Genomic DNA, 21284 nt, shown 5'->3' with positions numbered 1-21284 from the left:
ACAAGCAAGTTTCCAAGCATCCGGCTTTCCCTAATTTACTCTCTTGCGAGAACTAATTTCCCCTCACGGTTGATTAGCTATTTATTCTTATTGTTCTTATTTTCCTGATATCATGTATTTGTTGATTAGTTATTTTACGATGACAATCTTTACACAATACCTTGGTACTTTTATTCATGATCCTTTGGCGATTCGCGTTGCGAATTGTCCCAATGTGATGAATTTGGAATTGGGTTGTTCTGTCGCAATTCTCACAACGTTCGGCTTTTAGACGGTCAGTTAGATGCGTACGACCTTGGAATCTAAATCTCTTAATCCACGATTCATATTGGGCTTTTCCTTTATTAAGATAAGGAATACTCCAAGTTGAGCCTGTATTAAGTTTCTTTCGAACTCTGGCAATCGATGTTTTCCATTTTCTTGCCAGTGTTTTCAAAAAGCTATCTTCAGATAGATAATTCAGATGGGTTAAAACACCGAGATTGTTAGCTAAACAAAAGTATTGGATAATTTACTCTAACAATTATTCGATAGGTCCGGAATGTTTCCAATTCATCTCTCTTCACTAATGTTTCGTCGTGTTTCGCCTTTCCCTTTTTTAACCAATTATATTCGTCTCCATATTCTTCGGCTTTCGCTTGGGGAATTTGGATTAGGACTTTGCCATTTAAGGAATTCTTTGTGGCTTTTTCTTTACGAGTTTTATTGGTGGGGTTTACCTTAATCATGTAGGATAGAAACCTAGTTCCTTTGCTGACTTTAACAATCTTTGACTTATTCTTACTAATGATAAGTTTCAAATCTTGTTCTAGCCATTGCGTTACTTGATTCTTAGTCCCTTCAGCTTTGTCATACTCGCCTTTAACACCAATAATAAAATCATCAGCGTAACGGATGTAATCAACTCTTGTTTTTGGATTTAGGTTGAGAGAACTATCAATTTCCAGTCTATGGTGATGGTTTTTTAAGCCATGCTCTCTCATATTCTGGGTTGCTTTTCTTAATTGGCTTTCCTTCTTTAATCAGTTCTTCCATTTTCAGATCGATGTCGTGTAAATATACATTCGCCAGCAAGGGAGAAATAATCTCTCCTTGAGGAGAACCTGATAAAGATTCGTATTTGAGATCGTCTTTCATGAAACCGGCTTCCAACCATTTGTTAATGGTTGACAGAGTTTTATTCTTTCTGATGAATTGTTTTAAGGTTCCCATTGAAATTTCATGATTGATCGTATCAAAGTAGCCTTTTAAGTCGATTTTTGACAATGTAAGCAATTTCTTGAAATCTTTGTTTGACGCGTTTGATGGCATCGTGACAAGATTTTTTGGTTCTAAATCCCAAGCTCCATGCTGAAAAAATATTTTCAAAATAGGGAGTTAAGAGTTGTTCGAGACATTTTTATATTAGCCGATTTTTGATGATGGGTACCAAGGGTCTGGTTCTTTTATTATCATTAGGAATGAGAATTCTTTTAACTGGTTTTGTTATAACCATTATTAACGTATTCCTGATGGTATCTTTCTAGTCTCTCTAGATTAACCCCATCAATGGTTTCATTGTCAACACCTGGTGTGCCCGCCCCTTTGTTAGTGGCAATTCTTCAGCGTATTATAAAAGTTATTCATTCCTTGCTGTAATTCTCTTTTTAAAGAATAACCATTTGATGAACGATATTGAATTCTCTTCAATGTTCGTGAAAGTTTAGTTTCTAGTGAAACCGTTGTTGATATCATATATCAACCCCTTCCTTGATACCATTGAATAAATAGTAAATTACTTTCTTCTTTCGCCCTATAAGAGTGATTAACTCTCTTCACAGTAAGACGATTAACTAAATTATTCCAAATTTAGGTTTACCCTTACGACTACTAAGAAGATGCTTTATCCTTGACCATCCAGACTTTTATCCCCGGATTAGTAAATTTAATTACTTAGTTTTAGGATTCTCCAAGTTACGCTAAATTTCTACCTTAATTCCTTAGGTGAAGTACCCTCTTTTGGGAGGCTGATTCCAGGTTTCCTTTATCTGATAAACTACTCAGTACTTACTGTTTATACTAGTAGACTCTGGACTATCCGTTTAAGCAACTTCCAGGATAGGTTCTTCTAATTACATCAATTTTCCTTCTTAGGCCGTTGCAGGCTTCTCCGTAGAATTATTCGGTGGCGGAGTCATCTTGACTAATTTGCTTTCGTCGCAACCCGCTTTTACGGTCTGCTATAATTCAGCATTCTTTCGTTTGCTAAACCGACCATATCCTTTCAAAGCTTATCGGCTCTGGCTATTGGTTAAATAGCACGAAATTTAGGCCTCTTTGGCGCCCCAATAATAGAAGTAATAATTTCGTTATTATATTTTATAAAACATTCAATCATATAATTAATAAAATAATTATTTAGGTAAATTAATATTAGTAATTAAAAGTTTCGTGTATAACTGTCTATGTCCTTTTTTGCAACGATACTTTTTGCGTCTTTTATAAGTTGCTACAATAATTTTTTTTGATTTACCTTGCTTAATAACTTTAGCTTCTACTGTAGCTCCTTCAATACAAGGATTTCCCGAAATAGAGTTACCTTCCGAATAGATAGCTAAAACCTTGCGAAAAACATAAACTTCTTCAGGTTGTACTGATAATTTATCTGTAAAAATTTCTTGATTTAAAGTAACTTGGAATTGTTTATTACCATTAGCCACAATAGCAAATTTATCCATAAATAACCTCTTTCTTTCTTAAATCGATTTTAACCAAAATAATATTATTATTTTAAATAAAATAACATAATTAAATAAATAATCACATCTTTTTTAATCAGCAAATTATTACACCATCATTTCTATTCGAATTAATTTTTTTATAATTTTCGCGATTAAAACGATTATTAACATGTTGTCTACAACGAAGACAACAACTACCTGAATATTTTATTTCATTAGCTAAACTACATAAAATTTGTTTATTACATTCAGGATTAGCACAATTAATATATCTTTCACAAGGAGTCTGATCGAAAAAATCTTTTCCTATAATAGTATGTTTTTTTTTATTCGCTTTAACAACAATTCTTTTATCAAAAACATAAAGACTACCCTGGAATCTTTCGCCCTGAAGTGTTTCATCTTGACTATAATTGATAATTCCCCCTTTTAATTGAAAAACTTCAGATATCCCTTTATTTTTTAAATAAATAGATAATTTTTCACATCTTACCCCTCCAGTGCAATAAGTTAAAACCTTTTTATTTTTAAAAAAATCTAAATTTTTATCTATCCAAGCAGGTAATTCTCGAAAATTATTAATATCAGGCAAAATAGCGTTTAAAAAATGCCCTAACTTTGTTTCATAATTATTACGAGCATCTAATAAAATAATATCAGATTTTTGAGATAAATTATAAAATTCTTTAGGTTCTAAATAACAACTATTTTTAGGAAAAAGATCATGTTTTAATTTTAAAGATACTATTTCTTTTTTATATTTTACTGAAAGTTTAGGAAAAACATGGCCATTAACTGAATCTATTTTAAACGCAGTATTAGCAAAACAAGAATCTTGTAATAAAAATTGCATATAAGAATTAATATCTATTGTTAATCCTGACAAAGTACCATTAATACCTTCTTCCGAAATAATAATTCTACCTAATAATTTATTTTTAATACAAAATATTTTATGAAGATTACATAAAATTTGAGGATTTTTAATATAACTATAATTATAAAATAAAATTACTTGATAAAGATTTTTGTCCATTTGATTTTTATTGGATACCATAATATATTAAATAATTCCTTTATTTTTAAAAAAATACAAGTATATGCGTAAAATAATAACTTACTTTAAATTGTTTAATTTGTAACTAACCAAAATACTTTAATCCAGAAAAGTTAAAAACTTTTATCAATCAATTTAGAAAGTTCAGGATTTTGAGCATATTTTTTGTAATTTAATTTTTGCAAAAATTTTAAAGTAGTTATAGGGACTAATTTCTTCATATCTTTAAAATTTCCCTGGATAAATAACTTACGCACTTGTGTTGCTGAAATAGGTTTAAAATCCTGAATCAACCGAGGCAAAATAACTAATTCTATTGAAAATTTAAACAAAATTTCTTTCATTATTGTATTATATAAATTAGTAGTATAAGAAAACGGTTCCTCCCCTACATAACGCGTTTTAATACCTAATTTACAAGCTATATAATTAGCAAAAATATTTGTGTCTAAAATAATTTGAGAACGAATTACTTGTTCAGGAGATGACAAAAAATAAGAAGGGAAAACATTTCTAGAAACTAAATAATTACTACCTTCTACAACAAAAACATTTGGTATGTCTTTTGTAGCTAATTTTACCATTTCTTTACGTTGTTCATAAGAAAATAAAGATATATCTTCTTTAACCATAATAATATAAACAAAATCACTATTATTAGATGCTTTTTTCACTAAATAGTGATGACCTTTGGTAAATACGAATAGATTAATTGCGTTTTATGCGACGATTTGTATTTGCCGTTTTATTTACAATCAGCCCCCGTCCAAACCGGACAAGCAAGTTTCCAAGCATCCGGCTTTCCATAATTTACTCTCTTGCGAGAACTAATTTCCCCTCGCAGTTAATTAGCTATTTATTCTTATCGTTCTTATTCTTTTAATATCATGTATTTGTTGATTGGTTATCTTGCGATGACAATCTTTACATAATACCTTGGTACTTTTATTCATGACACTCTGGTGGTTCGCGTTGCGAACTGTCCCAATGTGATGAATTTGAAGTTGGGTTGTTTTGTCGCAGTTCTCAAAACGTTCCGCTTTCAAACGGTCAGTTAGGTGCTTACGACCTTAGAATAAAAATCTATTAATGGCAATGTCCGGGTTTCCCTTGTAATTACGCATTTTTTTAATTTTATCCCAAGAGTAGACAGCCCACGGTTCATATTGGATTTTCCCTTTATTAAGATAAGGAATAGCCCAAGTTGAACCTATATTAAGTTTCTTTCGAACTCTGGCAATCGATGTTTTCCATTTTCTTGCCAATATTTTCAAACAGCTATCTTCAGCTAGATAGTTTAGATAGATTAAAACACCGAGATTGTTAGCTAAGCAAAAGTATTGGATAATTCCTCTAACGATTGTTTGATAGGTTCGAATTATTTCTAATTCGTCTCGGTCCGCTAATGTTTCGTCGTGTTTCACCTTTCCCTCTTTTAACCAATTATATTCATGTCCGTATTCTTTGGCTTTCGCTTGGGGAATCTGGATTTGAACTTTTCCGTTGAAGGAATTCTTTGAAGTTTTCCTTTCACGAGTTTTATTGGTTGGTTTAACCTTAATCAAGTAGGATAGAAACCTAGTTCCTTTACTGGCTTTAACAATCTTTGACTTATTCTTACTGATAGTAAGTTTTAAATCTTGCTCTAGCCATTGCGTTACTTGATTCTTAATCCTTTCGGCTTGGTCATACTCGCCTTTCACACCAATGATAAAATCATCAGCGTAGCGGATGTATTCGACTCTTGTCTTTGGGTTTAAATTGATATACCTATCAATCCCCAGTTGATGGTGCTGGTTTTTAAGCCATGCTTTCCTATATTCTGGGTTGTTCTTCCTAATCGGCTTTCCTTCTTTAATCAGTTCCTCCATTTTAAGGTCGATGTCATGTAAATATACATTGGCTAATAAGGGGGGGAAATGATTCCTCCTTGAGGAGATCCAGATAAGGATTCATACTTGATATCGTCCTTCATGAAACCAGCTTTCAACCATTTGTTAATGGTTGAGAGAACTTTATTCTTTCTGATAAACCGGTTTAAGGTTCTCATGAGAATCTCATGATTGATGGTATCAAAGTAGCCTTTTAAGTCGATTTTGACGATGTAGTCAATTCCTTTAAATCTTTGTTTGACGCGTTTGATCGCATCATGGCAGGATTTTTTGGTTCTAAATCCCAAGCTCCATTCTGAAAAGATATTTTCAAAATAGGGAGTCAAAAGTTGTTCGAGACATTTTTGTATCAACCGGTCCTTGATAGTAGGTAATCCTAGGGGTCTAGTACCTTTATTATCATTAGGAATGAGAATTCTTTTAACTGGTTTGGGATTATAACCATTATTGACGTATTCCTGATGGTATCTTTCTAGTTTTCCTAGATTAATTCCATTAATGGTTTCATTGTCGATCCCCGGTGTTCCCGCCCCTTTGTTAGCAGCAATTTTATTAAATGCTGTTAACGTGTTATAAAAATTATTCATTCCCTGCTGGAGTTCTCTTTTTAAAGAGTAACCGTTTGATGAACGATATTGAATTCTCTTCAATGTTCGCGAAAGTTTAGTTTCTAGTGAAACCGTTGTTGACATAATATCAACCCCTTTCTTGATACCATTGAATAAATAATAAATTACTTTCTTCCTTTGCCCTATAAGAGTGATTAACTCTCTTCTTGGTAAGACGATTGACTAAATTGTTCCAAATTTAGGTTTACCCTTACGACTACTAAAAAGATTCTTTATCCTTGACATCCGGGCTTTTATTTCCGGATTAGTAAACTTAATTACTTCGTTTTAGGATTCTCCAAGTTACTCTAAATTTCGACCTTAATTCCTTAGGGGAAGTATCCTCTTTGAGAGGCTAATTCCAGGTTTCTTTGATAAACTACTCAATACATCCTTTTTATATTAGTAGACTCTGGACTGTCCGTTTCAGCAACTTCCGAGACAGGTCATGCTATTACATCAATTTTCCTTCTTAGGCCATTTCAGGCTTCTCCATCGAATTATTCGGTAGCGGAGTCATCTTGACTAATTTGCTTTCATCGCAACCCGCTTTTATGGTCTGCTGTAGATTGGCATTCTTTCGTCTGCCAAACCGACCATATCCTTTCAGGGTTTATCGACCCTGGCTATTGGTTAAATAGCGCGAAATTTAGGCTGCTTTTGGCGCCCAAGGATTAGCATTCATAATGATAGCAGATATATTATTCGAATTAGATAAATTATTTTTTTTATGTATTTCTGATAAATAAACCAAATATTCTTCAAAATAATCATATCTATTGGTAAAAAAACCAAATTCTTCATCGCAATAAATCATTTTAAAACCTAATTTTTTAAAAATAGTAAAATTCATAGGTTTTGTAAAAACAAAAATTTCATTAAAATTTTCTTTATAAATTCTTTTAATAATAAAACTAATTAATAAATTAGCCAAATTATAACCTTGATATTCAGGATCAATCGATAAACATCTAATATTATTATAATATCGACCAACTACTCCAATTAATTTATCATTTAAGTCTTTAATTATAACATATTCATGAACTAAATCATTTATTAAACCATTTCGAAATAATAATTGTTTAATAGATGCAATTTCATGGGTTTCTCCTTCATGAACAATTTGCGGCATTTGATAATAACAAATAATTTTATACGGATAGATTAATTGCGTTTTATGCAGCTATTTGTATTTGCTGTTTTATTTACTAATCAGCCCCCGTCCAAACGGTGCGAGCAAGTTTCCAAGCACACCGCTTTCCATAATTTACTCTCTTGCGAGAACTAATTTCCCCTCGCGGTTGGTTAGCTATTTATTCTTATCGTTCTCGTTTTCCTAATATCATGTATTTATTTGTTGATTGGTTATCTTCAGATGACAATCCTTACACAATACTTTAGTTCTTTTATTCATGATCCTTTGGCGATTCGCGTTGCGAATTGTCCCGATATGATGAATTTGAAGTTGGGTTGTTTTGTCGCAGTTCTCACAACGTTCCACTTTCAAACGGTCAGTTAGATGCGTACGACCTTGGATTCTAAATCTATTAATGATAATATCCAGGTTTTTCTTTTAGTTACACATTTTTTTTAATTTTATCCCAAGAGTAGACAACCCCATGGTGCAAATTGGATTTTTCTTTATTAAGATAAGGAATAGCCCAAGTTGAACCAATTTTAAATTTCTTTCGAACTCTGGCAATTTACGTTTTTCGTGTCTTTGCCAGTATTTCCAAACAGCTATCTTCAACTAGATAATTTAGATGAATTAAAAAACACCTAGATTGTTAGCTAAACAAAAATATTAGATTAATTTCTCTAACAATTGTTTTATAGGTCCTAATTATTTCTAACTCGTCCCTATTTGCTAATGTTTCATCGTGTCTCATCTTTCCCTCTTTTAACCAATTGTATTCATATCTATATTTTTCGGATTTCGCTTTGGGAACTTGGATTTGGACGCTGCGTTTAAGGAATTCCGTATGATCTTCTCTTTGCGGTTTTTACTGGTGGGGTTTACCTTAATCATGTAGGATAAAAAACCTTATCCCTTTGTTGGCTTTCACAATTCTTGATTTATCCTTACTGACCTTGAGTTGTAAATCTTGCTCCAGCCATTGCATGACTTGATTTTTAATCCTTTCGGCTTTGTTGAATTCTCCTTTGACGCCAATGATAAAATCATCAGCGTAACGGATATATTCAAATCTTGGTTTTGGATTTAGGTTGATAAGAATATCAAACTCCAGTTTGTGGTGTTGGTTTTTAGATAGACCATGCCTTCCCATACCCTGGATTATTCTTCCAAATTGGTTTTCCTTCTTTGATCAGTTCAGCCATTTTAAGGTCGATGTAATGTAAATATACATTCGCCATCAAAGGGGAAATAATCCCTCCTTGGGGAGAATCTGATAAAGATTCGTATTTGATACCATCCTTAATGAACCCAGCTTTTAACCATTTGTTAATTAATTTATAGGGTTTTATTCTTTCTGATGAACTGATTTAAGGTTCTCATGAGAATTTCATGATTGATCGTATCAAAGTAACCTTTTAAGTCAATTTTTTGATTTTGTAATCAATTCCTATGAATCTTTGTTTGACACGTTTGATGGCGTCATGACAAGATTTTGTGGTTCTAAATCCCAAGCTCCATGCTAAAAAAATATTTTCAAAACAGGGAGTTAAGAGTTGTTCGAGACATTTTTGTATTAGCCGATTTTTGATGATGGGTAAAACCCAAGGGTCTGGTTCTTTTATTATCATTAGGAATGAGAATTCTTTTAACTGGTTTGGGGGGCGGTAACCATTGTTGACGTATTCCTAATGGTATCTCTCTAGCGTCTCTAAATTAATACCATTAATGGTTTCATCATCAATTCCGGGGATACCCGCTCCTTTGTTGGCCGCGATTCTTCAACGTATTATAAAAATTATTCATTCCCAGCTGGAGTTCTCTTTTTAAAGAGTAACCGTTTGATGAACAATATTGAATTTTATCCAATGTTCGCGAAAGTTTAGTTTCTGATAAAACCGTTGTTGACATAATATCAACCCCTTCCTTGATGCCATTGAATAAATAGTAAATTACTTTCTTCTTTCGCCCTATAAGAGTCATTAACTCTCTTCTTGGTAAGACGATTCACTAAATTATTCCAAATTTAGGTTTACCTTTACGACTACTGAGAAGATTCTTTATCCTTGACCGTCCGGGCTTTTATTTCCGGATTAGTAAACTTAATTACTTGGTTTTAGGATTCTCCAAGTTACCATAAATTTCGACCTTAATTCTTTAGGGGAAGTATCCTCTTTAGCAAGATTGACTCCAGATTTTCGTTACATGATAAACTACCCAGTACAGGTGAAATATACTAGTAGACTCTGGACTGTCCGTTTAAGCAACTTCCAAACAGGTTTTGAAATTACATCAATTTCCTTCTTAGGCCATTTCAGGCTTATCCATAGAATTATTCGGTGGCGGGGTCGTCTTGACTAATTTGCTTTTGTCGCAACCCGCTTTTATGGTCTGCTATAATCCAGCATTCTTTCGTTTACTAGACCGACCATCTCCTTTCAGGGTTTATCGGCCCTGGCTATTGGTTAGATAACGCGAAATTCAGGCCTCTTTGGCGCCCTCACCTCTTCAATATAAATATTGATTAAATTAAATCAAAAAATTAATCAACACTAAAAATCAATTCATAACATAAATAATAAAAGAAATTTAATTTAACTATACTAATTATTTTAACATTAAAAAAAGAAAATTTTATAAATATTTATCAAAAAAAGAAGTAATTTTGGATAAAATCAAAAACAAAAAGATATTGATGAAAATAAAATTAAAAATAAAAACAATGAAACAATAAGTGAAACAAATTAACCATATTTTTTCATTTAAATTTTGAAAATGCAATAAATTAAATAACCAATTATACCAAACATTAACTAAAGATAATTGCATATGAGCGTAAACCCAATAACTCGAAATAAAAAAACAACAACTTCTCAAAAAATATACTAATAATAGACCCGAAAAAATATTTTTTTTATTTTCGGTAATAAATGTTTTTTTATTGATAAAAACCCCAACTAAACTCAATAATAAATCAGGCACAATATAATCAAAAATGCAAGACAAAAATAATTGAATTCTAGTAAATAAAAATAATTGATTTAAAGATAATAAAAAATTATAACTTTTTATTAAATGAAAAACTGCATATAAACTACAAATTAATAAATGTGTTAAAAAATTATTATAAATACCTGATAAACAGAAAATAATCAAAGAAAATTTAAATATTCGACCACCTAAAGGTAAAAATAAAAAAGGAGTTAAAAATTCGCTAAATAAATCTATAAAAATAGCTAAAGAAAGAAAATAACTTACTAAGACAACTTTACGTAATATAAAATTATTAGATAATCGCATAAACATAAAAAAATATTAATTACAAAATTAATTTCTTAAATTATTGTAATTTAAATATTATTTCCTTTAAATTTTAAAAATCCCTTTATAAATTAATTCTAATAAATAAATAATCGATGGATAAACCATGGCTAATCCTAAACCTACAAACGCTCCTACAAAAGTACCTAAAGTAATTCCTAAAAATCCTTTTTTCGAACTAAAAACAAAAATACCCTGAATAATAAAAATGAACATAGATTTTAAATAAATAATAGTTTCTTCTAATTCTTGAGGATCATTAATTTGATATTGATATATTCGATGACTATCAAAAACATTAGAAAAATTGATTTGATTATTTATGTAAACAGTTCTATTATTTAACTTCCAAGAAATAATTAATAAAAAACTTAAAATATTTAAGATATAAAATAAAATAATAACCCATTTTTTTTGCCAAAATTTACTATCTATTAAATATGCCCAAACAACATCACACTTATTATTAAACAAAATTGATTATTACCTCCTATTTGCTAAAATTATTATTCATCTACCATATCTAATTTTAATTTAAAAGAATTTTGGAACTTATAATTTAAAATATCTTGATTATACTTATTATCTTTCGATTTTTTTTTACAAAAATTAGTTAAATATTGACTATGTTCTATATAATCCAAATCACAATCTTGAAGCATTTGTACACGAGTTAAATCGAATGCATTATCTAATGCTCCAGCAAAAATCAATTTTTGCAATAATTCCTTATTTAAAACTTCCCTTAATCTCATTTTAAAATCATAAAAATTTTCAAATTTTTTTATAGAACGCTCTTGTATCAAAATCTTACACATTTCTAAATTCATATCTTTAATAAAATTTAAAGGTAAAAAAAGTTTATCATCCAAAATTAGACAACTACTAATATTGCTATATAAAATATTAGGTTTTTGAATTTTTATATATTTTTTTATTTGTGATAACCATTGTTGAATGGTTACATAATCATAAGGATCTTCTTCTAAATAAACCATTCCAAAATAAAGCAAATAATTAGCTTTCAAATAAGCCATTCTGTAACTAATCAAAGCATAAGCTGCACCGTGACTTTTATTAAAAATATAATTAGAAAATTTTGAAATATAATCATAAACTTTACTAGCTGATTCTGCTGTTCTTCGATATAGAACGCTTTGATCTATAAATCTTTTTTTTAAATTAACATTACTATCTTCAGAAGATTTAGCCATAATTTGTCTCATAAATAAATCTGCTTGACCCAAATCATAACCTGAAAATTCTGAAGCTATTCTCATTATTTGTTCTTGATATAAAACAATACCATAAGTATCACGTAATATATTGTCTACAACATCTATACCAGTAAAATTTACTTTTTTATTAATTCTATTGTTTATATAAAGATCTACAAATTTTATAGCACCAGGTCTATTAAAAGATAAAACAACAATCAAATCTTCAAAGGTTTTAGGTTTAATAAGTTTTATCACTTTCATAGCAGAAACAGATTCTAATTGAAAAATATATTTTGTATTTCCTTGTTGCAATATATTATAAGTATTAACGTCGTTGAACGCTATATTGGCTAAATTAATTTTAATTTTGCCTTTTTGTTCAATCAAATTTAAAATTTTATTAATTAAAAAAAGATTTCGTAACTTTAACAAATCTAATTTAATAAAACCTAATTTTTCTAACTGTTTATGATCGAATTGCAAACGATATAATATCACAGAATTATTAGAATTTTTTTGAATAGGTAAATGTTGAGACAAATCTGCTTTAGTAAAAACTACTCCCGAAGGATGAGTACCAACTAATCTAGGAATCCCTTTAATAATAGATGAAAATTCAGAACAAATGGACTTTATATCCATTTCAATACCATTTTGTTGAAGAAACTCTAAATCTAGACGAAACGAATTTTCGGAATATTTTTGAAAAGTAATTAAATTAGCGATATGTTCCATTCCATATTTATCTACAAGATATTGCATTAGTGTAACAACTTGATTGTCAGGAACATCTATATCTATATCAGGAACAGTCGTTCTTTTAAAATTCAAAAATCTCTCAAAAATTAAATTATATTTCAAAGGATCAATCTCAGTAATTCCTAAACAATAACATAACAAAGAACCAACCGAAGAACCTCTTCCGGGACCTATCAAAATTTTTTGATTTTTAGCATATTGTATTAAGTCAAAAACAATCAAAAAATAATCAACATAATGCATTTGATTAATTAACATTAATTCTTTTTGCAATTGCTGAATATAAAAAATATGTTTTTCTAAATTTATATTTTTTTGCAAATAACTTGTTAAAAAAATATTAGCTTTTGTTTGTAAATATTCAAACTTATCACAAGATAAATCATTTTTAAACGAACATACGGCCGAAGGAAAAACAAAATTATATTTAATCGTTGATAAAAATGTTTCTAAATCAAGAAATAATTCATAATCATTAAGATTATAAAGTTGATAACGTTCTTGAATTTTTTTTTGATCAATAAATTTAACATCTAACTCCATTTGTTCATTGTTGTGATTAAAATTAATAAATTTTCGATTATCATTTTGATAATTACTTATTTTACATAAATATTCATAAATTAATTTTTCTTCTGAAGACAAATAATTAGTCTTATTAACTAAAACTACTTTTAAATTTAATTTTTTAACTATCTTCAAAAAAAAACCAGCATAATCTTGTAATAAAAAAGATTGCAAAGAAAATCCAAAAAATAAATGGTTAATATTTATTTTAAAATATCGAAAAGTTTCCAAAATAAAATTTTCATTTTCATAATTAGTCAGATCTATAATTTTATCTTTTAAAATATCACATAAAATAAAATCTAAATTAGATAAAATACCAAAAATACCATCTCGAAATTTTTGAAATTCTGTTAAAGTAATTTTACTATTTAATTCGATAAAATTTAAAATTTTAATTAAATTGTTAATACCATTATTATCAAAAGCATAAATCAAAAAACTAATTTTAACATCACGATATTTCAAAAGATCAAAGTAAATATAAATTTGCGCACCTATAATAGGTTTAATATTATATTGGTGACAAAAATTAATTAATTGCATCATTCCATATAAATTTTCAAAATCACTTAAAGCGACAAAATTATATTTACTTTCAAAAGCTTTTTTAACCAAAGATTCTACAGAATGAACACTTTTTTTAATACTATAAAAACTTTGTAAATAAAAAACTCCCGTCATAAAAAATAAAACACTCTCTTACTTACAATAACCAATTATATTCAATCTAAAATAACTTATATATTAAAATTAAAATATAAAATCCTCAACTGCAAAATTAAAAATTTTTAATTCAAAACTTTTTTTAAATTTCGTTTATCATACTCTGTTTCAAAAAAATCCAAAATATTGGTATTTTCATCATTATTTAGTATTTGAAATTCAGCAAAATAAAAAGATTCCAAAAATATTATAATCATATACAAATTATATTCTTGGGTAGGGAAAAAAGATTCTTGTTCTTGAAGATAATATAATAAATGTTCTTGTAAAAATTCAATATTAATTGTAATTTCTGATAATGAAAATTTTTCTATAATTTTATCAGCTAATTTAATAATATAAATATTATCCATATTATCGTAATAAATATTAGAATAAATCTGAGAATGATTTATAATCTGTAAAAAATATAAAAATAATTTTTTTATTTTACAAAATAAAAATAAATTTTTCATTATTATCAAACCTTTGCAAATAAAATAAAACAACAAATTAATAATTAATGAATTATAATATTACGATAAATCCTATATTATTTTTTTAAATGAGGAAATAAAATCACATCACGAATATTAGAATTATCAGTTAATAACATTATTAAACGATCTATTCCTATACCTAAACCGCCAGTAGGAGGCATTCCATATTCTAAAGCTTCTATAAAATCTTCATCTAATTCATGAGCTTCATCATTACCTAATGTTTTTTGCAATATTTGTTCTTCAAAACGTTTTCTTTGTTCAATAGGATCATTTAATTCGCTAAAGGCATTTACCAATTCCTTACCAGCCACAAATAATTCAAATCTTTCAGTTAATTGTGGATTTTGCGGATTTACTTGAGCCAAAGGGCTTACCTCTATAGGATAATTAAAAATAAAAGTAGGTTGAATCAAATCTGGTTCTACAAATTTTTCAAAAAAAGCAACTATAATATGACCTTTTTCATAAAAATCTTCCAAAGAAATATTATGTTTTCGAGCCAACTCTTGACATGATGATAAAGATATATTCTTATTAAAATCAATATTAGTTTTTTGTTTAATAATTTCTATCATATCATATTTATAAAAATGATCAAATTTAATCAAATTCCCTTGATAATTAAATTCTAATTTACCTAAAAGTTTATAACAAATATCTTTTAAACATTTTTCTACCAAAGACATCATAATATTCATATCGGCATAAGCTAAATAAGCTTCTATAGTTGTAAATTCGGGATTATGACTAGCATCAATACCTTCATTACGAAATACTTTGCCTATTTCATAAATAGCTTTCATACCACCAACAATTAATTTTTTTAAAGAAATTTCTGTAGCAATTCTTAAATAAAAATTAGTGGATAAACTATTATGATAAGTAACAAAAGGTCTAGCATTAGCGCCGCCTACACAAGAATTTAATACAGCGGTTTCGACCTCTAAAAAATTTTCATTATTAAAAAAATCTCTGAGAAAACGAATAATTTTCGATCTATCAACGAAAGTTTTACGAGATCGCTGATTAACAATTAAATCTAAATAACGTTTTTTACGCATTATTTCTTTATCTTGTAAACCTTTGTATTTATCAGGCAACGGTCTTAAACTTTTACTTAACATTACCAATTTAAAAATTTTAATAGTTAATTCCCCTTTATTAGTTTTGAATAATACACCTGTAACACCAATAATATCCCCCAAATCAGACCAACTATAAATTTGAAACTCTTTTTCCGTAATATTATCGCGTCGTACATAAATTTGTATATCAAATTCAAAATCACGTATATTAGCAAAACCAGCTTTACCTTGTATCCTTTTTAAAATAATTCTACCAGCCACAGATACTAAAATTTGATCTCGTTCTAATTGATTAACTGTCCAAGATTTATATTTCAACAATAAAGAATTAATTGAGTTAGTTTCTGTAAATTTATTACAAAAAGGCTCTATATTGTTTCTCTTTAAATTATCTAACTTAATTCTTCTAATCGCTTCTTGTTCCGTTATATCTTCTTTATTCATATAATTTAAAACTCCTACTTTATAAATCATAACCTATACTATTATACTATTATATTTTTTTCATTAATGATTGTAATAAATATAAATAAAAAAAGAATCTTTTTTGCAAAAAAGATTCTTATGATAAGAAAATAATGTGCATAAGCCATGTTCTGTTCTTATTTAATTAATAAGTGTGATCATTTATCTCTATTTTTAAAATAGTATAAAAATTAATTTTTCTTATAAAGGGAATATTAACTTTTATATGCCCCTACCTTTTTTTGGGTTGCTAGCTTGAGGGGTTTACCGCGTTTCACTTGATTATTTCTAATCAATTCGTCTCTGTGGCACTTTATTTTTACATTCATAAACTTATTAATTTATAAAATAAGTTCTTAGAACTTCAAAGCCGTCATTTAAATAAATTTAAATGCCTTAAGTTATTTTTTTCTTAAGCACAAACACTACATACATTTCCCAAGATACGGATAGATTATTTGCGTTTCCTTAATAAGGTTTATTTCCCTATCAAATATTACAAACAGCCCCCGTCCAAACGGTGCGAGCAAGTTTCCAAGCACACCGCTTTCCATAATTTATCCCTTTTCAGGGTTTAATTTCGTGTCACCACTGGTTAAATGCTTATTCTTGACCTTGTGTTCTTTTCGAATATTATAATATCATTCATTTGTTGGTTGGTCCTCTTGCTATGACAAACTTGACAAAGTACAGTTTTTTTGTTCACCGCGCTTCTCCAATTAGAGTATCTAATGGTTCCGATATGGTGAATTTCAAGGGATTGATTTTCCAACTAACAAACCTCGCATTTTTGTAATGTTAAACTGTTAGTTAATTTCGTTTGTCCTTTGAAGAGATTCAGATTGATAACTATTTCGGTTATTTCACCTTTATAGTTTCTCATTCTTTTGATTCTTTTCTAGGACAAGTTATCCCATAACTCAACTTTTGTTTATCCCCCCATCTTAGTCGATGATTGAGCTTCCTTCGGAATCTAGCAATGAAGGTTTTTTTATTTACCTACTAGCGCCCCTTAAACAACTATATTCGGTTAGATAATTTAAGTAAGTTAGTTAACTTAAATTCCTTGTCATACAAAAATATGTTCTTGTTTTGATGGGTATTGTTTTAAAGACTAGTCATGAATCTCATTCATTGTCCGTAGAATCCTCGATTTTAATGACTCAAAATCATAAAATCATTTATAGGTTTTACCTATACCTTCCGCGGTCTCAATAAATAAACAATAAATTACTTTCTTCTTTCGCCCTATAAAGGTCGTTAACCTTCATCTTGGGAGGGCGATTAACTTAATTATTCCAAATCAAGTTTTACTCCTCCGACTACTAAAAAGATTCTTTATCCTTGACTATCAGGACTTTCATATCCTGATTTGTAAATTTAATTACATAGTTTTAGGATTCTCCAAGTTGCTCTAAATATCTACCTTGGTTCTTTAGGAGAAGTAACCATTGTATGAATGGTGAAATTCCAGATTTTAATTAATAAACTATCAAATCCACATACTAAATTGATAGATTCTGGACTGTCCGCTTATAGTAGTTTACGAACAGGTTTGTTAATTACATCTTCTTTTATCTTCTTAGGCCATTACAGGCTTTTCCTTGGAACCATTCGGTGGCGGTATCATCTTGACTAACTACTTCGTCTCAATCCGCTTTTAAGAACTGCTGTAATTCCTAAGAGTTTCCTTTTAGGAACCGTTCTTATCCTTTCAGTGTTTATCGCACTGGTCATTGGTAAAATGACAAGATAATTAGGCCTCTTTGGCGCCCTATGTGCTAACATGGACTTTCCTAAATCAGAAATTTTTAAATTTTAAAAAAATCTAACTTCGATCACCTTCCATTATTCTTATCAATAATCATTTTAACAAATTTTTTAAAAATTAAGTATTTATTAAAAATAATTATTTGTCCCAAACTAAAGATAAATCAATTTTACCTTTTTCATTTATAAAAACACATTTAGCTAAAACTTTTTGTCCTACCGAAACAACATCCTCTACACACTCAACTTTAATATTTGATAATTTACTAATATGAATAAAACCTTCAATTCCAGGAAAAATCTGAACTATAGCAGCAAAAGAATGACCATTTTTTTTATCATATAAAATTTTCATAACAGTGACTTCATAGACTTTACCTATTTTGATTTCATCTACTAAATTTAAAATATAGTTAGATACTTGATTAACAATATTTTCGCTATTATGCATAATAAATATATTGCCATTTTGTTGAATATCAATTTTAACATTATCATAAGTATCAATAATTTGATTAATAATTTTACCACCAACACCAATAATATCGCGAATTTTATCTACAGGAATAGTAATCATCTTGACTTTAGGTACATAAACAGACATATTCTCTCTAGGTTTTTGAATAGTCATATTCATTTTTTTTAAAATTTCTATTCTACCCAAACGAGCTTTTTCTAAAACTTCTTGTAAAATATCAAAACTAATGCCTTCTATTTTAATATCCATTTGCGCGGCCGTAATGCCTTGAACAGTTCCGGCGATTTTAAAATCCATATCACCTTTTTGATCTTCTAACCCTTGAATATCGCTTAAAATAACATAATCATTTTCGCTAGAAAAAAATAATCCCATTGCTAAACCTGCTACAGGTCTTAATAAAGGAACTCCTGCATCCATCAAAGCCATAGAAGCTGCACAAATAGTTGCTTGTGAAGATGAACCATTAGACTCTAAAATTTCTGATACTACTCTAATAGTATAAGGAAAATCTTTTTCCATAGGAAGTACATGAGATAAAGCTTTTTTAGTTAACATACCGTGCCCAATTTCTCTTCTAGAAGGCATCATATATTTACCTATAGAACCTACAGCAAAAGGCGGAGAATTATAATGAACAATAAAAGATTCTTTATCTTCTTCGCTCAGATCATCTATCAATTTACATTCACTTAAAGCACCAATAGTCACAACTGCTAAACTTTGAGTTTCACCACGAGAAAAAATAGCTGATCCATGAGTACGTGGCAAAATGCCTACTTCAGTTTCAATAGATCGAATTTTATTTAAAGTTCGCCCATCAATTCTTCGTTTTCCTTGTAAAACCATTTCTCTCATTATATCAGTTAATAAATCATCAAAAAAATGCATAAATTGTTTTTTTATTTTTTCTAATTTATGATTTTCACAACTAACTATAAAAGTCTGGAATATATCATTATCAATCGCAAAATCTTTATCTTCTATATATTTTTCCAAAATAAAATGTTTAAGATTATTAATTGTATCTGAAAAATTTTTTTTAATAAATTTTTCATTAATTTCTGTTTGTAAAGTGTTTTTTACAATCTCAAAATATTTAAATTTAAATTTATTATATAAATTAATATCATAATTATTTGTCAGATCAATATTTTTAATGATATTTAAATTATTTATAATTTCTTCCTGAAAAATACATAATTTTTTAATAAAATTATGACCAAATATCATAGCTGATATTAAATCTTTTTCTGAAATTTCTTTAGAACTAACTTCTATCATATTTAATTTTTCTTTAGTTCCGCTTAAAACTAACCATAAATCAGAAATATTCTTTTGTTGAGGATTAGGATTAATAATAAATTGATTATTCACTCGACCCACACAAACCGCTGAAACAGCTTTATAAAAAGGAACATTAGAAATTAAAGCAGCCAAAGAACTACCTAAAATACCAAAAATTTCATTATTACAACTATCATCATTGCTTAAAATAGTATTTATGATTTGAATTTCTTTATTAAAATTTTTATTAAATAAAGGTCTTAATGTTCTATCTATCAAACGAGCATTCAATATTCCTACATCAGAAGGTTTTCCTTCTCGTTTTGAAAAATTTCCAGGTATTTTTCCTGCTGCGTAAAATTTTTCTTGATAAAAAATCATCAAAGGTAAGTAATCTAAACAAACTTCATTATTTCCGATAACTAAAACACTCAATAAAACAGTATCTTTATAACGAATTAAAACAGAACTATTAGCTTGTTTAGCTAATTTATTAATCTCTACAATAAGTAAATTATTTTCAAAAGTAGTTTCAAACACTTTTAAAGTCATGAAAATCCCCTTTTTTCTAAAATAAATGCGAAAAATATCACAAACTACTTTTGAAAAAAATTTTAAATGGCGCCTATGCTAGGGATCGAACCTAGGACATTCTGATTAACAGTCAGATGCTCTACCAACTGAGCTACATAGGCACAAATATAAATTATTATAATAATTCTATTATACCTATTATAATATGGAAGTTTTTTTTGGTTTGGTAGAGAATGAGGGGATCGAACCCCCGACCTCCTGCTTGTAAGGCAGATGCTCTCCCAGCTGAGCTAATTCTCTACTACAAATAATTCCGGGCAAACCCCTATCTTGGCAATTCAAATAAATTACTATTGTGGGGACCACAGGTCTTAACTGCTGTGTTCGGGATGGGAACAGGTGGAACCCCTGTGTTAAATCACCCGGAATCTCTCAAAACTAGGCAAATTCTAGTTATTTTTTCCAGCTATCATCAAAGTCGTTGGATCTATTAGTACTAGTCAGCTCCAAATATCACTACTCTTCCACTTCTAGCCTATCAACCTGATCGTCTTTCAGGGATCTCTTAGGGAAATCTCATCTTGAGGGAGGCTTCACACTTAGATGCTTTCAGTGTTTATCCTAACTATACTTAGCTACCCAGCTATGGCTCTGGCGAACCAACTGGTGCACCAGCGGTATATCCATCCCGGTCTTCTCATACTAGGGACAGTTCCTCGCAAATTTCCAACGCCCACGACGGATAGAGACCGAACTGTCTCACGACGTTCTGAACCCAGCTCGCGTACCGCTTTAATGGGCGAACAGCCCAACCCTTGGAACCTGCTCCAGCTCCAGGATGCGATGAGCCGACATCGAGGTCCCAAACCGCCCCGTCGCTGTGAACGCTCGGGGGCGATAAGGCTGTTATCCCCAGGGTAGCTTTTATCCGTTGAGTCACGGCCCTTCCATTCGGTACCGCAAGATCACTAAGTCCGACTTTCGTCCCTGCTCGACTTGTAGGTCTCACAGTCAAGCTCCCTTATACCTTTACGCTCTAAAAATGATTTCTGACCATTTTGAGGGAACCTTTGAACGCCTCCGTTACTTTTTAGGAGGCGACCGCCCCAGTCAAACTGCCCACCAAACACTGTCCCTCATAATCCACTTATGCAGGTTAGAAACTAAAAATCTTA

General features: G+C 29.5%; 10 protein-coding genes, 2 tRNA genes, 2 rRNA genes, 1 other RNA gene and 3 pseudogenes. All 18 read right to left on the bottom strand.

The genetic code is table 11. The features are described 5' to 3' along the window. Positions 1 to 73: 73 nt before the first annotated feature. Positions 74 to 1731, bottom strand: a pseudogene (locus OC698_RS03190) (reverse transcriptase domain-containing protein). Between the two features lie 662 nt (positions 1732 to 2393). Beyond that, the gene (rplU, locus tag OC698_RS01125) at positions 2394 to 2717 is read right to left on the bottom strand and encodes a 50S ribosomal protein L21 (protein ID WP_304512900.1); all 324 of its coding nucleotides are present in this window, start codon (positions 2715 to 2717) and stop codon (positions 2394 to 2396) included. A 97-nt stretch (positions 2718 to 2814) separates the two neighbouring features. Then, positions 2815 to 3777, bottom strand: coding sequence for an oxygen-dependent tRNA uridine(34) hydroxylase TrhO (gene trhO, locus OC698_RS01120; RefSeq protein WP_304512899.1), 963 nt, complete (start codon positions 3775 to 3777; stop codon positions 2815 to 2817). A 113-nt stretch (positions 3778 to 3890) separates the two neighbouring features. Then, the gene (locus OC698_RS01115) at positions 3891 to 4451 is read right to left on the bottom strand and encodes a nucleotidyl transferase family protein (protein WP_304512898.1); all 561 of its coding nucleotides are present in this window, start codon (positions 4449 to 4451) and stop codon (positions 3891 to 3893) included. Between the two features lie 174 nt (positions 4452 to 4625). Further along, a pseudogene (locus OC698_RS01110) lies at positions 4626 to 6361 on the bottom strand (reverse transcriptase domain-containing protein). Positions 6362 to 6926: 565 nt separating this feature from the next. Continuing rightward, complete coding sequence (locus OC698_RS01105; protein ID WP_304512897.1) at positions 6927 to 7412, bottom strand: GNAT family N-acetyltransferase; 486 nt, start codon at positions 7410 to 7412, stop codon at positions 6927 to 6929. Positions 7413 to 7622: 210 nt separating this feature from the next. Further along, positions 7623 to 9326: pseudogene (locus OC698_RS03295) on the bottom strand (reverse transcriptase domain-containing protein). Between the two features lie 723 nt (positions 9327 to 10049). Further along, positions 10050 to 10721 (bottom strand): hypothetical protein, encoded by a 672-nt coding sequence (locus tag OC698_RS01080; RefSeq protein ID WP_304512892.1) that lies wholly within the window; start codon positions 10719 to 10721, stop codon positions 10050 to 10052. Positions 10722 to 10781: 60 nt separating this feature from the next. Then, positions 10782 to 11210 carry a hypothetical protein gene (locus OC698_RS01075; protein ID WP_304512891.1) on the bottom strand — a complete coding sequence of 143 codons (429 nt, stop codon included), beginning with the start codon at positions 11208 to 11210 and terminating at the stop codon, positions 10782 to 10784. Positions 11211 to 11242: 32 nt separating this feature from the next. Further along, entirely contained in the window at positions 11243 to 13966 is a 2724-nt protein-coding gene (locus tag OC698_RS01070; RefSeq protein ID WP_304512890.1) for a PHP domain-containing protein, read from the bottom strand. A gap of 107 nt (positions 13967 to 14073) precedes the next feature. Further along, complete coding sequence (locus tag OC698_RS01065; RefSeq protein ID WP_304512889.1) at positions 14074 to 14463, bottom strand: hypothetical protein; 390 nt, start codon at positions 14461 to 14463, stop codon at positions 14074 to 14076. 77 nt (positions 14464 to 14540) lie between these two features. Then, positions 14541 to 16019, bottom strand: a complete 1479-nt coding sequence (gene lysS, locus OC698_RS01060) for a lysine--tRNA ligase (RefSeq protein ID WP_304512888.1) — start codon at positions 16017 to 16019, stop codon at positions 14541 to 14543. 136 nt (positions 16020 to 16155) lie between these two features. Further along, an RNA gene (gene rnpB / locus OC698_RS01055) (RNase P RNA component class B) lies at positions 16156 to 16554 on the bottom strand. A 1395-nt stretch (positions 16555 to 17949) separates the two neighbouring features. Next, positions 17950 to 20127, bottom strand: a complete 2178-nt coding sequence (locus OC698_RS01050) for a polyribonucleotide nucleotidyltransferase (protein WP_304512887.1) — start codon at positions 20125 to 20127, stop codon at positions 17950 to 17952. 67 nt (positions 20128 to 20194) lie between these two features. Then, positions 20195 to 20270: transfer RNA gene (locus tag OC698_RS01045), tRNA-Asn, on the bottom strand. Between the two features lie 63 nt (positions 20271 to 20333). Next, a tRNA-Val gene (locus OC698_RS01040) sits at positions 20334 to 20409 on the bottom strand. Positions 20410 to 20421: 12 nt separating this feature from the next. Further along, a 5S ribosomal RNA gene (gene rrf, locus OC698_RS01035) occupies positions 20422 to 20535 on the bottom strand. A 43-nt stretch (positions 20536 to 20578) separates the two neighbouring features. Further along, positions 20579 to 21284 (bottom strand): 23S ribosomal RNA (locus OC698_RS01030); the annotation flags it as partial.

The sequence above is a fragment of the Candidatus Phytoplasma gossypii genome (assembly GCF_030586975.1).
Lineage (GTDB): Bacteria > Bacillota_I > Bacilli_A > Acholeplasmatales > Acholeplasmataceae > Phytoplasma > Phytoplasma citri.
The sequence above is the reverse complement of the archived record's forward strand: the minus strand, read 5'-3'. Positions and strand labels throughout refer to the sequence as shown.

Excerpts from the sequence above, each read along its gene's own strand:
- lysS (WP_304512888.1), bottom strand. The coding sequence starts at position 16,019 with ATGAATAAAGAAGATATAACGGAACAAGAAGCGATTAGAAGAATTAAG.
- trhO (WP_304512899.1), bottom strand. The coding sequence starts at position 3,777 with ATGGTATCCAATAAAAATCAAATGGACAAAAATCTTTATCAAGTAATT.
- OC698_RS01080 (WP_304512892.1), bottom strand. The coding sequence starts at position 10,721 with ATGTTTATGCGATTATCTAATAATTTTATATTACGTAAAGTTGTCTTA.
- OC698_RS01105 (WP_304512897.1), bottom strand. The coding sequence starts at position 7,412 with ATGCCGCAAATTGTTCATGAAGGAGAAACCCATGAAATTGCATCTATT.
- rplU (WP_304512900.1), bottom strand. The coding sequence starts at position 2,717 with ATGGATAAATTTGCTATTGTGGCTAATGGTAATAAACAATTCCAAGTT.
- OC698_RS01070 (WP_304512890.1), bottom strand. The coding sequence starts at position 13,966 with ATGACGGGAGTTTTTTATTTACAAAGTTTTTATAGTATTAAAAAAAGT.
- OC698_RS01065 (WP_304512889.1), bottom strand. The coding sequence starts at position 14,463 with ATGAAAAATTTATTTTTATTTTGTAAAATAAAAAAATTATTTTTATAT.
- OC698_RS01050 (WP_304512887.1), bottom strand. The coding sequence starts at position 20,127 with ATGACTTTAAAAGTGTTTGAAACTACTTTTGAAAATAATTTACTTATT.